Source organism: Desulfovibrio sp. SGI.133 (assembly GCF_050313955.1).
GTDB lineage: Bacteria > Desulfobacterota > Desulfovibrionia > Desulfovibrionales > Desulfovibrionaceae > Desulfovibrio.
In genome coordinates, this window is record NZ_JBNPMK010000002.1 from 481,351 (window position 1) to 495,551 (window position 14,201).

General features: G+C 54.8%; 11 protein-coding genes. 6 read left to right on the forward strand and 5 right to left on the reverse strand.

Features of this window, described 5'->3' with window-relative positions; translation table 11 throughout:
• The first annotated feature begins 7 nt into the window (after positions 1–7).
• The 6 genes from ACQRBR_RS04925 to ACQRBR_RS04950 all read left to right on the forward strand — a co-directional run bounded on the left by ACQRBR_RS04925 (position 8) and on the right by ACQRBR_RS04950 (position 2,998).
• A complete protein-coding gene (locus tag ACQRBR_RS04925) occupies positions 8–349 on the forward strand; it encodes a hypothetical protein (RefSeq protein WP_427812461.1) in 342 nt (113 codons plus the stop codon).
• Complete coding sequence (locus tag ACQRBR_RS04930) at positions 350–634, forward strand: hypothetical protein (protein ID WP_427812462.1); 285 nt, start codon at positions 350–352, stop codon at positions 632–634.
• Positions 624–860: a hypothetical protein gene (locus tag ACQRBR_RS04935; protein ID WP_204626479.1), complete on the forward strand. Its 237-nt coding sequence runs from the start codon at positions 624–626 to the stop codon at positions 858–860. Before ACQRBR_RS04930 ends, ACQRBR_RS04935 begins: the two co-directional genes overlap by 11 nt.
• 2 nt (positions 861–862) lie before the next feature.
• The gene (locus tag ACQRBR_RS04940) at positions 863–1,192 is read left to right on the forward strand and encodes a hypothetical protein (protein ID WP_427812463.1); all 330 of its coding nucleotides are present in this window, start codon (positions 863–865) and stop codon (positions 1,190–1,192) included.
• Positions 1,176–1,625, forward strand: coding sequence for a hypothetical protein (locus ACQRBR_RS04945; RefSeq protein WP_427812464.1), 450 nt, complete (start codon positions 1,176–1,178; stop codon positions 1,623–1,625). Before ACQRBR_RS04940 ends, ACQRBR_RS04945 begins: the two co-directional genes overlap by 17 nt.
• Before the next feature lie 188 nt (positions 1,626–1,813).
• Positions 1,814–2,998: a tyrosine-type recombinase/integrase gene (locus tag ACQRBR_RS04950; RefSeq protein WP_427812465.1), complete on the forward strand. Its 1,185-nt coding sequence runs from the start codon at positions 1,814–1,816 to the stop codon at positions 2,996–2,998.
• A 237-nt stretch (positions 2,999–3,235) separates the two neighbouring features.
• Here the strand turns inward: ACQRBR_RS04950 and ACQRBR_RS04955 are convergent, their stop codons facing one another.
• The 5 genes from ACQRBR_RS04955 to ACQRBR_RS04975 all read right to left on the reverse strand — a co-directional run bounded on the left by ACQRBR_RS04955 (position 3,236) and on the right by ACQRBR_RS04975 (position 14,185).
• Positions 3,236–6,628: a DUF499 domain-containing protein gene (locus tag ACQRBR_RS04955; RefSeq protein ID WP_427812466.1), complete on the reverse strand. Its 3,393-nt coding sequence runs from the start codon at positions 6,626–6,628 to the stop codon at positions 3,236–3,238.
• A gap of 20 nt (positions 6,629–6,648) precedes the next feature.
• On the reverse strand, positions 6,649–9,441 hold the full coding sequence (locus ACQRBR_RS04960) for a DUF1156 domain-containing protein (protein WP_427812467.1): 2,793 nt from the start codon (positions 9,439–9,441) through the stop codon (positions 6,649–6,651).
• Positions 9,442–9,460: 19 nt separating this feature from the next.
• Entirely contained in the window at positions 9,461–9,877 is a 417-nt protein-coding gene (locus ACQRBR_RS04965) for a hypothetical protein (RefSeq protein ID WP_427812468.1), read from the reverse strand.
• 10 nt (positions 9,878–9,887) lie between these two features.
• Positions 9,888–13,415 carry a helicase-related protein gene (locus ACQRBR_RS04970; protein WP_427812469.1) on the reverse strand — a complete coding sequence of 1,176 codons (3,528 nt, stop codon included), beginning with the start codon at positions 13,413–13,415 and terminating at the stop codon, positions 9,888–9,890.
• 164 nt (positions 13,416–13,579) lie between these two features.
• On the reverse strand, positions 13,580–14,185 hold the full coding sequence (locus ACQRBR_RS04975) for a recombinase family protein (protein WP_278732736.1): 606 nt from the start codon (positions 14,183–14,185) through the stop codon (positions 13,580–13,582).
• Positions 14,186–14,201: the final 16 nt, after the last annotated feature.

Genomic DNA, 14,201 nt, shown 5'->3' on the forward strand with positions numbered 1-14,201 from the left:
GGCTGTCATGCCCAGAAAAGAGATTCGTTACGCCTGTCCTTACTGCGATAGCGACTATGCCACGGAAGACGAGGCGCAAGAGTGCTTTGAAAGCCACTATGAAGGCGAGGTTTACAAACTCGACCTTTATTACTGTGTTTTCTGGGGCTTTGAATTTCAAGAAGAGCAGGACTGTCGTGAGCATGAAATACACTGCCGTCACCGGCATGAACCTGTCCCGGAAGAATGGCGTTGCTGCGACAACTGCGAGCTTTGCACTCTGGAGATGCGCCGGACGTTGCCCTGTCCCGCTTACAATTTTGCCCCAAGCCGCCCGGCCTGTTCCGAGTGGCGTCAAGTGAGGAAATAGATGTTTAACCAAGACCGTACCCCGTTAAGCCTCGACACGCTGAGAAGGCTTGTCGAAGATATAGAGAAAGAGATCCGTAACCCTGAGACCGTGTGCATCGAGGTACTCTTCTGTGCCCAGAACACGAAGGGTCAGTTCCGCCGTGGGAGCATGGCCAGCGGATCGATCCTCCCCGAAGACCACCTGAAAATTATGCTCGCCCTCCTTGATCGTCTCGAAAGCATGGGCAAGACCATTGAGGAGCTTGCCGCTCTCCCGCAAAAGGAGGCCGTCCATGTCCATTAGCCGACGCTCAAAGCTCGATGCTCTCAAAAGCCGCATCGACGACATCACCAGTGACCTGCGCGAGTTCGTGGATGCCGAACAGGAACGCTACGACAACCACAGCGAACGCTGGCAGGAATCGGAAAAGGGCGAGCAGATGCAAGAACTGCTGGAGAAGCTGGAGGAAGCCGTGGATTCCCTCACGGACGCTGCCTCGAACATCGAAGAAGCCTTGGAGGTCATGTAGCCATGTCTGCCCAGATGATGCAAAAGATTGCCCCCGGATGGCGCCGTGTCGCCACGCCCCGCTACAAGAAGGATTACAAGGGGAAGTACGTCACTGCCGAGGATTTCTCTGATGTGCGCTCCGAATTTCGGAAAAGCCCCCCGGACGGGGCCGTCTGCCTCATGGAGCGTCGCGCCTCGGAGGGCGCCGGCCATGAGTTCCTTCTGCATCTTAAGTGGCGCTGCCCCAACTGCGGACTGGACACCCTTTTCTGGGTGCCTGAATCGTGGATCAAGAACGGTAGGCTCGTGTTCGTGGAACCGGAGGAGGAGAGCCATGACGACCGCGCATGAGATCCCGTGCTATCCCGTCCCTCATTATCCCGGATACTGCATCAACCGGCGCGGGCAGGTATTCGGGCCGCGCGGGATGCTGAAAATCGACGAAAACTACAGCTGCACCCTCTACCGCAAGCGGCACCCCAAGCCCCTCTATGTGGGGGAGATCATGGAGCTGGTCGGCCTGCTGCGCTCGGAATCCACTGTCGAGGAGCTGGAGGATCAGGCCCGCAAGCTGGCCGTTCTGCAGGAGGAGAACGCCGCGCTCCATCAGGAGCTTGAGGAGGCCCGCACGTCCTTGCAGCGGGCGCGCAAGATCAACAGCCACTTCATGGCCCGCGACAAGCGGGAGCGCCGGAAAATCCGCGTCAGCGAGGCGGACATGGCCGCTCCGGACGCGGAGATGCTGCCGGAGTACTTCGGCTGGCCAAACGACGTGAAGAGGTAGCCGGACATCCGGCGCAGGAGTGTATCCCATGCCTGTCTGGGAAGCGGATGATGTGCTTTCTCTGGACGAGGTCGCCACAGCCTTGCGACTTGACCGCCGAACCGTGCGGCGGGTAGCCTTCCAGCTCGGCGGCAAACGCTTTGGAAGACGCTGGCGGTTTCGCTGGGGCACAGTGATGGAGTTCTTCAATGCCCACGAAACTCAAGAGCCGGGGGAACTGCTGGCTGGCGCGTGTCGTCATCGACGGCCAGCAGGTGGACAGCAAGGTTTTCCCTCCGGGCCGCAGCAAAGGCCCGGAGTGGATGGCGGCCAAGACATGGGAGGTCGAGCGAAAAAAAGAATTTTTGGAGCTGCGGGAGCGGCAGCGGAAGACCCTCACGGGCTTCGGGCTGCTCTTGGCATGGGGCGAGGCCTATCTTGACCATGTGGGGCGTACCATGTCGCGGATTACACTGACGGAAAAGCAGACGGTCATGCAGGCCTTGTTCGGCTACTGCCGCGAGGCAGGGCTGACAGGCATCGGAGACCTGACCCGCAATACATGGACGCTGTTCCTGACCAAGGTGGCCAGTGAACGCGGCCCACGGAGGGCCAACGTCTACCGCAAGAACCTGCTGGCAGCATGGAACTGGGCTGTGGACAGCGGCTTTCCGGGCTTTCCGCAGGCGCATTGCCCCCTGGAGCGGATCAGGCCGTTCCCCGTGGAAGCCGGGGTGCGTTATGTCCCCCCGGAGGAGGACGTGATAAAAGTCCTCCAGCAGGCACACGGGCAGGATCTGGTGATGCTCCTGACGTACTACTACACCGGAGCGCGGCGGGGCGAGGTGTTCCGCCTGCTCTGGTCGGACGTGAACTTCGATTCCGGGAGCATCCGGCTGGTGGATCACAAGGGCCGGGACGGAAGCTCCCGGGCCCGCTGGGTGCCCATGCACCCGGAACTGGCCAAGGCCCTGCGCTGGTGGCAGGCCGTCCGCCCCTGCGTGGTGGACAACGTCTTCATGCAGGAGCATTGCGACGGGATGCTTGGAGAGCCCTTCCAGCAGCGCAGCAAACTGATGCCGCGCCTGTGCCGCAAGGCAGGGGTCAAGCCCTTCGGCTTCCACGCCCTGCGCCACAAGGCCGCAGCCATAACATTCACTGCCGGCGGGCTGGCTGTGGCCCAGACGCTCATGGGGCATAGCCGTGCCACCACGACGGACATCTATGTCCGCAGCGCCGGATTGTACGGAGATCGAAGCGTCATGATGGACGCTCTGGGCGAGAGCAGTATAGGGATCGCAGCCGAACAGCTGCTGGAAATGGAAATGCCCCGCAGGCCGGAACCCCGCGAGGCATTTTGTAAACATGGGTCTGTAAACAACAGACTCCAATAGGAAAGCGCTTCTGTAACGCAGTGAAATCTTTGGCGTCCCCAGGCGGATAAATTTTAAATTATAACATACTAAAATTAAAAATATTTTTATATATACAAAAAGATAATACCTACAAAAGTACCTCAAAAATTAAAATAGTTCAAAAAACTTCTAGGGACGCCGTTAGACGCTGAACGCATTAGCTTGATTACAACAATTCACAATAAGGCCAATAAGGTAATTATTTCAAAAGCAAAGCTACTCTTCTTCCTCAAAGCCAAACTCCTTGATTTTCAATGTCCGACAATTCTCGGATACTGCCCGTATTGTCTCTTGTGAGAAGCCTTTTGAGGCACCAGCTTCCACTTCAAGCCGCAGACTCAACGTAACCCCATTGTCTGCTGCGAGCTGAGAAATAACTTCTTCAAGGATACGCTGTACGTCTCGATTAACGCGGGTATCGTCCAAGGGTGCGGAGAGGAAAAATCGCATACTTTTGGGCGTAGGTAGGGGCGATGGAGATGAGGAGGACTTTGTACCCGACCGCTCCGTGACCAAAGGCGTCCCGCATTCCCGTTGCCCGGAAGAATGAGCATTCAATTCCCCTTTATCGGTAATAGATTCAGAAGATGATGGATTACTCTGCATATGTTTCAGTTCGAGTTGCTTCTTTGCAGCACTTTTACGCACTATGAAGCCACTGCGATCTATAGATGCCTTTTGAGCATATTTTAAATCTATAAACCGCCCTTCACTTACGCCAGCTGCATAGGCAAAGTAATCTTCCCCCTGCACACCTTCCTGGATGGTCTTTTCAAGTACGCTGTAATCGGAAAGACGCGGCAGATAGCAGTAGGTGCAGAGATACTCCCATAATTTTTTTATTTGCAGGCTGTCTGCATCTTTCCAAAGTAGGCTGTCCAACTCCATCAGCAGAAGCGCAGGAGCCCACTTGTCTATTACAGTTTCATTTTCCAGCAGCTTTTTGCCGGCCCGGCTTATAATTCCCTCTATAGCGCCGCTGAGCCTTGTTTTTTCCCATTCCACATTTTTCATGTCAGAGCGAGTAATGGCCGGAGTCAGAAGCCAGCACCATGTTTCGTTCAATCGTAGATCAACAGTCTCATCACTGCGCTTGAGGCTGTTTTCCGTCTCTCTGTTTTGTGCAGCATCAAGGTTTAAGTCCTGACTGTCATTTTTAATGGACTGCCACGCCAGATAGCGACGGGTTTCCTGTTCCAATGCCGACATGGATGTTTGGTCAGGAGCAAGAAAGACCAGCATATTGCGGAAAATTCGAGGAGAATTCCCCCTTCCTTCCCAAATTTTTTCAGCAACGTCCAAGGCTGGGCAGGCATGAGATGAAGTCGTCACTGTCTCGCTGGGGCTGAGTATCACTAAGCGGACTGTCTGGTCGTCAGGCACGTCCAATGAGGAAGCAGGGCAAATATGTATGCCTTTAAATGGAGGTTCCAGCCGCAATTTTTTCATGCGGCGTTCTATCTCATATTCCACTTCAGAAGCCGAGAACTGTGTCGCACGATCCTCTACCGTCTTTCGTAGCGTCGGCCTGGTATCATACCAAAACCGATCCCCTGAAGGGTTCGTGTACAGGTAAGCAAGGCTGTTTTGCAAAGAACCGAGCGCATCATTGAACACGGCAATCTGCTCGCCGGGCTGCACCACACCGAGTCGTATGCGTGAGGCTTCTATGCCGCGCACGTTCTGTTGCCTCACTGTAGGGGCGCTGCCCAACATGATGGTTCTGGCTACTCGCCGTGAGGCCAGAGTCTTGCCGTAGCGAAGAACATTTTTATCTTGCTGCCAGGGAATGGAGCGCTTGCCGTCTACTTCTCTGTCCACAAGGCTGTTCCAGCCTTCCGGCAGATGACGCGTCAGCTCGTCGCGCACGGCTGACACGTCCAGAGGCAGGGAACCGGGCATGATTAACAGCCCCGCATCGCTGCCCATCCACAATTCATGAATGACGGCGGCCATCAGGCGCAGCACGCCGCGTGTGCGCTGAAAACGCTCCAGCGTGGCCCAGTCTTCATACAAACGGTCAAATACTTCCGGGTGGATGGGATAACAGGCCAGCAGGCGGTTCCTGTACTCCACTTCTCTGACTTCCAGAGGAAAATCAGTTGGATTTTCCCGGTACATGGCGCTGAAATGGCTGCATACCATTTCGCGTGCGGAAGGATTTTTGCAATCCAAAAAAAGCCTGCGGCGTACCACTTCAAAACCTTCGCTGGCAGCCACGGGCTTCCAGATGGCTTCCATGCGCCCAAAGGTATGCTCAATGGCTTCCAGAGCGGTTTTACCAGCTTCCCCACCCACCTCGATATCTGATTCCGGGATGGAGGCCACCACCAGACTGTTGCGGCTGGCGCGGGCGGCTTCTGTTATTTCCTGAATAAAGGTAATGAAATTGTCGAAAGATCCGGCTGGCAGGCCGTTCACGCCATAGATGCGCTTGGCGTAAGCTACGAGTTCGTCCATGAGGATGAGGCAGGGGCCGCAGGCGTCGAAAAGATTTTTGAGCGATTCCGAGCCGGGCGAGATGCCCTTCTTGTCGGCCTCTTTCACGAAGTCGTACAGTTTTGGGTCGCCGACGGAAAGTGCGAGCTGGGCGGCCATTTCGCCCCACAGCGTATTAATGGTGACGCCGGGCAGATTCTGAGGACGCTTGCTGCGGCTGGGGTCGAGGGCCGTGCCGACCAGTACGGCGGCGTGGACTTTCGGTAGGCTGGCGAGTCCGGCCCGCTCCAGCACGGGCCGCACGGTGGGAATCTTGTCCAGCGAGACCATGCCGCGCAGAAGATGATACAGCGCGAGCATACTATGGGTCTTGCCTCCGCCGAAGGCCGTTTTGAGCTGGATGACGGGCTCGCCGTCCTTGCCGGAAACACGCTTTAAAGCCTGTACCAGCAGGCCGGACATGCCCTCGGTAACGTAGGTACGGGCGAAAAATTCCACCGGGTCGCGGTATTCAAAAGATCCTTCGCCACGTGACACCTGCGCTAGGTCGGCTGCGAACTCTGCATTGCGGTAGCGGCCCTGCGCCACGTCGGGATGCGGTTCGATAACGTCGCGCCAGCAGGGAAGCCCGGACGGCGACACCGTGAGCATCCCCTCTGCTTTTGCAGGGCTGGGTGCGGCCTGCACAGCCTGCGCTGTGACCGTGGTGGAACCAGCAGAAGAGCCGTAGCGGGACTCGCGGAGCAGGGAGCGTATCTCTTCCGTGTGCTCCGGGTCTATCTGTTCACAGAGGCGCGACATGGTATCGAGTGCGCGCCACGTGTCGCTGTCGTTGAAGTCCTGCGCGCCGATGTGGGCCAGCTTGTTGCGCACACCCACGAGTTCCTTGGCCCAAGTACGGTGGTCAATGGAGAGGCGTTTACGGAACACCTCGCCCCAGTATAAGTCAAACAGGATAAGGCAGCGCTGGATGTCCAGCGAGTCGACAAGCATTTGTTCCGGGCCGTCTTCGGGGAGGTCGCGCTTCTGCTCATCCCAGAGTTTACCCATGACCGCAACACGCCACCAGTCTGTTCCGTACTCAATTTTGAGTAGTGCGCAGATATAGGGAGCAAAAGCCTTCAGGAGATGGCGGAAACCTTTGAAAACGAGTTCGTTATTGTTAGACATATTTCACCCTCAGGCGTTTGTCAGATAAGAGAACCCTGCTTGGCTGCACGACGGGCGGCGCGCAGTTCGGCTGCTTTCTGCTGGATGTCGGGCCATGCGACCACAAAGGAATTATAGGCATAAGCTTCGGCGTTCCAGCCTTTGCGCTCGGCAAGGGAGAAGAGGCGGTAGGCGAGGTCGCGGGCACTCTCGGCAGAGGTGGAAAATTCTACCACGAGCCGGGCGCAGGCTTCGATGCCGCCAGTATCCATGCTTTGAATAAGGTACTGCGTGATCATCCACAGACAGCGATTCGCCGTAAGGCGTGAGACTTTGAGTTCCGGCAGTTCGGTACGTTCCAGCAGATGGACGACGCCCTTTTCGGCATAGACGAGGCCCATGGACGCCAGCTTTTCCACAGAAGTGTTCTTGGCTCGGGCCAGTACGTCGGCCTCGCCGAACTTCATATGATTGAAGGCGAACTGCGTGTAGAGATCGACGCAGAAGCGGCTTTCGGCATCCAGCGCGCCGTCCTGCTCGCTGAAGTAGGCGTCGAGCTCGGCGTTAATGACCTGCAGAGCGGTACGGACGCCCATGGCAGAGCCGTCGGCCTCCATCACCTTGGCGTAACGGGAATACACGCCCATGCCCGGCCCAATGGCGGCCTGCGCCATATCTACCGGGGCGATGTTACTGGATTTGAGCTTGGTGAGTGCGCCGCGCAGTTCGCGCTTCAGTTCAGCAAGGAAATTGCGGCGCGTGATGGGCGGCGCATCTTTCTGGCGCTTGCGGCAGACCAGCACGATGGAGGAGGCGAGTGCATTGGTTCCAATTTCAATAGTTCTTCCTGGCTTTTCTGTGTTCATTGGCCAAGTCCCTGTGATACTGAAGCCCGCATGAATGATACTTGAAAGCATGGTTTCCCAGCCTGTAGAAGCGGTCTGACTGCCATTCTCGCCTTCACCCAATTCGCTCTGCTTATAGGCGTAGTAGATGGTGACGGGTACATCTTCCCGCGCGTACCGATAGAGTTGACAGCATGTTTTGAACATACCGTCTTCAAAAAAATCTCGTGCTTTTGCCTTACTGCCGTCAAATCGGTACGACATCGCCACCAGTTCTTCAGCTTTAGGAACCAGCATAGTTCGGAAAAGCTGAGGATAAGTATTTTTCAAGGAACGTCGCAGCCACACATAGAAAAAGTCAGAAAGATCGGCATAACCGATATTGTCGTAGTATGGTGGATCTGTAGAAATTACGATATTTCTTAGGTTACAATCTGTTTGAGCATCATACTGCTCCACAAATATACTTTTTCCGTGGCCAAGTATTTCAAACCCTTTTATCATTCGTTCAAAAAGATTATAGAAGCTCCCAGAAGAGTTGCTAAATATATTGCATTCTGCATAATCCCATGTCATGGGAATAGCTTGTCTTGAAAAAGTTGCGCGCATTTGAGTGTTAGGTGAGTTCCATCCACATACGGATGAAGAATGATTTGCAACTTGATCCACAAGAAACGCCAAATACACACCCACGGCCTGGCCGTAGGCTGTTGCGCCGCATCCGCCTTCATCCAGCCCCTTGCCGTCGTCTTGCATACCTGAGGCTAGTGCATCCTGTGTGGCTTTTGCCTGCGCTTCGGCCACCAGATCGCTGAAGGTGGTCAGGGCCGTAAGCTGGCGATTGGTGAAAAGCTGCTTCCAATGCGTGATACCATATCCGCGTCCACTCACCAAGTCAGTGCATTTGGTATTCATTTCTTCTTCTGGTTCCCATGCTGGAACTGCGGAAGTGGCTATTCGGCTATGTTCGTCATTCGGTGAAAGATAAATGCGCCCGTTCCGACTTTCGGCAACAATCGCCATGAGGACAGAAGATGTCTGCTTATCAATAAAGGCATCATGAATATAGGATTTGTCTGTAACGGTTCCACAAATGGGACATTGGAAAGATGCTCCCTTACCAATTTTCAGCGTTTCTTTTTCCTTGGGACATTTGCCATATCGAACCACATACTCAATTCCATCATCTGTAGGAATCAGCTCAATCCACGCCTCTTTCCCTTTCTTCTTCGACAGCACAAAGGAGCTTGCCAGCGGCATTTCGCAGCCGCAGGCCGGGTTCGGGCACTTTACGGTTCTGGCCCATATCCAGGCGATAACGGTAGCCTCGCCGCCGCCCTGTTCGGCAGGAACCTGCACCTTGGGGTAAAGGTGACCGATACGGCGGAAGGCTTCCTGCTTCATCCACTCGCCGTAGTAGCGCACGTCTTCGGCAAGCCCCTTAGCTCCGCTCCATGAACGGTCACTGCCCAGCTTGGTTCGGGCATCGGGATTCACCGGAGATTGCCCGGCAAAACGCGGAGGAATCTCTATCATGGCCTTGTTTATCATCACGGCCACAGGGTTCAGGTCGTGTGCGTGCGCTTCCAGCCCCAGACGCTGGGCTTCCAATGGAATAGAACCGCCGCCTGCAAAGGGGTCAAGGAAGATCAGCGGCTCTTCGCCCATGTATTTTCTGATTTCGGCTCGTGCTTCATTCAGGATATTCTCGTCGTTGGAGTTTTCCCACTTTACAAGCTTTGCCAGCAGGGTATGCAGCCTTTGCCGTTCCATAACCTGCGCATCTTCCGTAGGGAAAAGTTCCGGGTGCGACGATGGGTCATCCACCAATGAAGCCCAGAGCACTGCGCGCGCAGCCGCCAGCGGGCGTCGCGCCCACCACAGATGCAGGGTGGAAGGATGCCCGTGACGGATGGATTTTTCCCGCGCGGATTCGGCGTTGATGGCGTCCAGCGGAAGCGCGACTTCAATAAGTTTTTTTACAGGCATACTTCATACTCCTCAAATATTAAAAGCCACGAAAATTATGAAGCATATCTGACAGTTGCTCATTTTTCTTTATAAAATCCAATAAATACTCTTTAGTTATATAAAATTGCTTATTTTGCTTATCTTTAGTCGCTAAAATTTGTTCATTTTTATATGTACATTGAAATGAATGCACAATTCTATTCCTCATTTCACATATCTTTTTAAATTGATCGTAAATTTTATTATTTGAATCTTTAAATATTATATTTTTTATTTTTTCTTGTAATGGCATACAAGTTTTATCCATAAGTTTATACCAAGACTCATTATTATCACACATCAATATATTTTCTATTATAAATGCATTGTTAGAGTTAAATACACATATAGCTGTTCCCAAAAGTTCTCTGTATTCTTTAGAAGGCAGCGACTGTCGCGTATAACTTTCATACATATCCGCATCCTTATGACAGCATTGCATGGTTTTCATAAATCTGTTCTGCGCGTTCCATCAGCGCTGCCATATTGAAGGTGGCGCTTTCCACGGAAAAATCCGGGGGATTCACAAAAGGATGTTTCAGATAGACGGTATGCGTGTGCGGACCATCCACATCCACAAGGGCGAGGATGAACTGTTCCGGCAGATTGAGCGCAGTGAGTATTTCGTTGCGGGAAACGGTGACGGTATCGGCCCCGACCGCCCGTCCCTTTACTTCAATAAGACGCAGGCCTGGCAGATCGTTGCCAACATCCGGCACGTAGGACTCGATGTCATAACCGCATTTTTCCGCACTGACGTCACGAGGCAGATGGCCTTGGGCCTTCTCCGCTTCCATGACCGCACGCATAGCGGCAAGCTCCACTACTCTCCGGGGGGCAGCATCGATACAGATGGTTGGCACAGGAGCGTTCGTCAGTCGAGCCAGCAGTCCGGCGGGAATGACCAGCGCGCCGCCGATGACCACGGGCGGCTGAGCCGAAATCAGGCGTTCCGCCGCTAATTCGTCCGTACGCTGCTTCAGGCGGGCGGCCAGTTCTTCAGCGCGGCGTTCCGCTTTCTGGGAGTTCAAGTTATTGCTGATCTTCCCGGCCTGTTCTTGTTGTTTCAACTCTCCGGCGCGGTAATCCCAGTAGCGAATCTCGGCGGTAAGACGTTCGCGCACGGCCTTTTCCGTCTTGTCAATCATGTTCTCGCGGCGTTCGCGCACGTCTTTCAGATGTTTGGGGATAAGATGGCCCAGGGCGTAACCGATGGCCGCATCTTCCACGCCGCGCGTCAGCCATGGCAGCTTGCGGGCGTGGGTAAGAACGGCGTCCAGCTCTTCAGGCGCTGCGGGGCGGTAGTCGAGGTACGGCGCATAGCCTGCGTTTGCGGCTGTGCCGTGTTCGTCCATCTCCACAAAATGTATATTGCGCGAGATGACGCGGCGGCTACCATCGGGCAGAGCCGTGCCGTCCTGAATGGTGTGTTCGATGTAGAAAAGCAGGCGTATGGTCTCGCCAGGATCGCTGTCGTCGATAAGGACGGCTCCGCGTTTAAGCAGCTCGACAGAGCGTTCGCGGATGATGTCGATCACAGCTTCAAGCAAAGGATGCCCAGGGCAGATGAGCGCGGCAGGTACAGAGCCGGGCGGATTGCGATAAGCCTTGTCGAAGCAGATGCGCTCGTAGCGGTTGAGCACAGGCTCGATATGGCCTATCTGCCGGTCTCGATTGCGGATGGCGAAGGGAACGGAGAGTATCTCCCAACGACCTTTCTCACGGGCCGACATGCGACCGCCCAGTTCGCGGAACGCTTCTTTAAAGAATGCCTCGATGAAATACGGCTGGAGGCGGCGGGCCTCCATGCGCTCCATTTCCTCGCGGATGACGCTGACCGTGCGGATGTTCATCACGTCTTCGGTAAGGGCGCGTTCCTTCAGCAGCTGAAGCAGTGCTTGCGGGTCGAAGGCAATATCCATGTCGTGATTGAGTCGGGCCTGCACGTCGGGGTCACTGCCGTGGCGCACGGCTTCAATAAGCAGTTCGCGTAGGGGACGGTTGTTGAACGAGACTTTACCGAGAATGTCGAAGACCTTGCCACCCAGTGCCTCTTTTTCCTGCTCCAGCTTTTCAAAAAGCCGCTGGAACACCGCGCCTTCGCGTGTTTCGGAAGCCACTAGGTTCCAGAGCCAGCAGGTTTTCGTCTGGCCGATACGGTGGATACGGCCGAAACGTTGTTCAAGACGGTTGGGGTTCCACGGCAGGTCGTAGTTCACCATGAGATGGGCACGCTGAAGGTTGAGGCCTTCGCCTGCAGCATCCGTAGCGATAAGAATACGAACTTCCTTATCTTGCTTGAAGCGTTCTTCCACTTTGCGGCGCTCGTCGCGCAGCATTCCACCATAGATGACCACCACGGCGTCGTCATTGCCGAGCAGAGAGCGTATCTTGTCCGTGAGGTAACGGAGCGTGTCGCGGTGTTCGGTAAAAATGATCAGCTTTTCTCGGAATCCCTCTGCATCGAACATTCCTTTTTCGTCTTGCAGCAGGCAGGAAAGCTCTTCCCATTTGCGGTCTCTGCCGCTGGTGCGGACGGCGTTGGCCTTGGCTTCCAGCGTTTTGAGCGTGGCAATTTCCGCTTCCAGTTCCGTGATGGTAGTCGCGGCACTTGCCTTGTCAGCTACGCGTTCTTCGGCGTCTTCCAGCTCGGCGGAAGTCAGGTCGTCATCGTCGAATTCGTCCGTAAGGTTCAGATTACGCAGTTCGTTCCAGTCGCGGGCACGCTGGCCGAGCCGCTCTTCACTGAGACGGTTTTCCAGTCTTTCGCGGCGGCGGTGCAGAGACTGATAGATGGCCTCGGGAGAAGACGCGAGACGCCGTTGGAGCACGGTGAGCGCGAAGCCCACGGTGGTGCGGCGTTCGTTGTTCAGATTGTCGGCGCGATTGAATTCGTTCTGAACGTAGGCGGTCACAGCCTCGTAGAGTTCGGCTTCTTCGGGGGAAAGGCTGTAGTTCACCGTGACGGCGTGGCGTTCAGGGAAGAGGGGCGAACCGTCGAACTTGAGCAGTTCTTCTTTGACAAGGCGGCGCATGATATCGGAGATGTCGATAGCCTGCGAGCCGGTACGGGCCACGCCGCCGAAGCGATCCTGATCCACCAGCGAGAGGAAGAGCTGAAAATCTTCTTCCTTGCCGTTGTGCGGGGTTGCCGTAAGTAGAAGCATATGTCGCGTGATGCCGGAAAGCAGGCGGCCAAGCTGGAAGCGGCGCGTCATTTTGACTTCGCCGCCCCAGACCGTGGCTGACATTTTGTGGGCTTCGTCGCAGACGATAAGATCCCAGTCCGTAGCCTTCAGTTTTTCCTGAATGGCTTCGTTACGGGCCAGTTTGTCGAGCCGGGCGATGGCCAGCGGCGTTTCGTTAAAGGCGTTCCCCGTAACGGCGGATTCAAAACGGTCATTGGTGAGGATCTCGAAGCGCAGATGGAATTTCTGGAAGAGTTCGTCCTGCCACTGTTCCGCAAGACTGCCGGGGCTGACGATAAGACAGCGTCTAAGGTCACCACGTGCAAGGAGTTCCTTGACGAAGAGGCCGGTCATGATGGTTTTGCCCGCGCCGGGATCGTCCGCAAGAACGTAGCGCAGGGGCAGTCGGCCCAGCATTTCCTGATAAACGGCGGAAATCTGATGCGGAAGAGGCTCCACATCAGAGGTATGGACGGCGAGATACGGGTCGAAGAGATGGGCGTAGTGTATACGCCATGCTTCCGAAGCGAGGCGGAGCTTTGCACCGTCTGCGTCGAAACTCCACGGTAAGGATGCGTCCTGAAGCGATAGTTGCCCTTCATCCTCACGATAGAGGATACGATTGCCAAGATCGCCCCGGCTGTTTTTGTAGGTAAGATTCAGAACGGCGTTGCCGTACCACTGGACTGCCACAATGGTGACTGCCTCATGTGGATCAATGCCAAGAATAAGACTTCCGCTTGTAATATCTTCGAGTCGCACCACTTCCTGCCATCCCGGAGGAGGTGGCGGTTAAGTGTACTTGGCCGCCAAGGAAACTTCTGCTGTCTGTGACAGTCCAATAACGTTGACTAAGCTGTTTTTACCGTCTAAAAAAGAGTGCTAGAAGTAAAAAAATGGGTGGCGGCCAGGTACACTTTATCGACATATTATGGACAATTTTTTTTGAATGACTCCGCACGAATGCGGAATGTGGAACGAGCCATGCCGGAACGTTTTGCCGCTTCCGATGTCGAGATGGCACCCTCTGTCCATAAGGTATATGTTTCCGGAAAATTTGGGGGAAGCGGTCGTGGCGCGTGCCCGAACCGCACGCCGCTTTGCTTGGCTGCCGCAATCCCCTGAGCCTGTCTGCTGCGAATATTCTCCCGTTCGTTCTGAGCCACAAAGGAAAGTACTTGCAAAACAAGGTCGGCAATGAAGGTGCCGAGCAGGTTTTTGTCGCGCCGTGTGTCCAGCAGTGGCATATCCAGCACAAAGATGTCTACGCGCTTTTCCTTGGTAATTACCCGCCACTGTTCCAGAATCTCCTCGTAATTTCTGCCAAGCCTGTCAATGCTTGTAATACATAGCTGGTCACCCGGTCTGAACTTTTTTAGCATAGCCTGATATTGTGGACGCTGAAAATCCTTGCCCGACAGTTTATCCATGAAAATGCGGTCTGACGGGATGGCTTGCCGCTCAAGGGCGATGCGCTGACGGCTCTCGTTCTGATCTGTACTGGATACGCGAATATATCCGTAAGTTTCTGCCATAAGATTTTCTCCTTTC

What these genes read in the sequence shown, in the direction of transcription:
- ACQRBR_RS04925 (WP_427812461.1), top strand. Translation starts at nt 8, where the DNA reads ATGCCCAGAAAAGAGATTCGTTACGCCTGTCCTTACTGCGATAGCGAC.
- ACQRBR_RS04930 (WP_427812462.1), top strand. Translation starts at nt 350, where the DNA reads ATGTTTAACCAAGACCGTACCCCGTTAAGCCTCGACACGCTGAGAAGG.
- ACQRBR_RS04935 (WP_204626479.1), top strand. Translation starts at nt 624, where the DNA reads ATGTCCATTAGCCGACGCTCAAAGCTCGATGCTCTCAAAAGCCGCATC.
- ACQRBR_RS04940 (WP_427812463.1), top strand. Translation starts at nt 863, where the DNA reads ATGTCTGCCCAGATGATGCAAAAGATTGCCCCCGGATGGCGCCGTGTC.
- ACQRBR_RS04945 (WP_427812464.1), top strand. Translation starts at nt 1,176, where the DNA reads ATGACGACCGCGCATGAGATCCCGTGCTATCCCGTCCCTCATTATCCC.
- ACQRBR_RS04950 (WP_427812465.1), top strand. Translation starts at nt 1,814, where the DNA reads ATGCCCACGAAACTCAAGAGCCGGGGGAACTGCTGGCTGGCGCGTGTC.
- ACQRBR_RS04955 (WP_427812466.1), bottom strand. Translation starts at nt 6,628, where the DNA reads ATGTCTAACAATAACGAACTCGTTTTCAAAGGTTTCCGCCATCTCCTG.
- ACQRBR_RS04960 (WP_427812467.1), bottom strand. Translation starts at nt 9,441, where the DNA reads ATGCCTGTAAAAAAACTTATTGAAGTCGCGCTTCCGCTGGACGCCATC.
- ACQRBR_RS04965 (WP_427812468.1), bottom strand. Translation starts at nt 9,877, where the DNA reads ATGTATGAAAGTTATACGCGACAGTCGCTGCCTTCTAAAGAATACAGA.
- ACQRBR_RS04975 (WP_278732736.1), bottom strand. Translation starts at nt 14,185, where the DNA reads ATGGCAGAAACTTACGGATATATTCGCGTATCCAGTACAGATCAGAAC.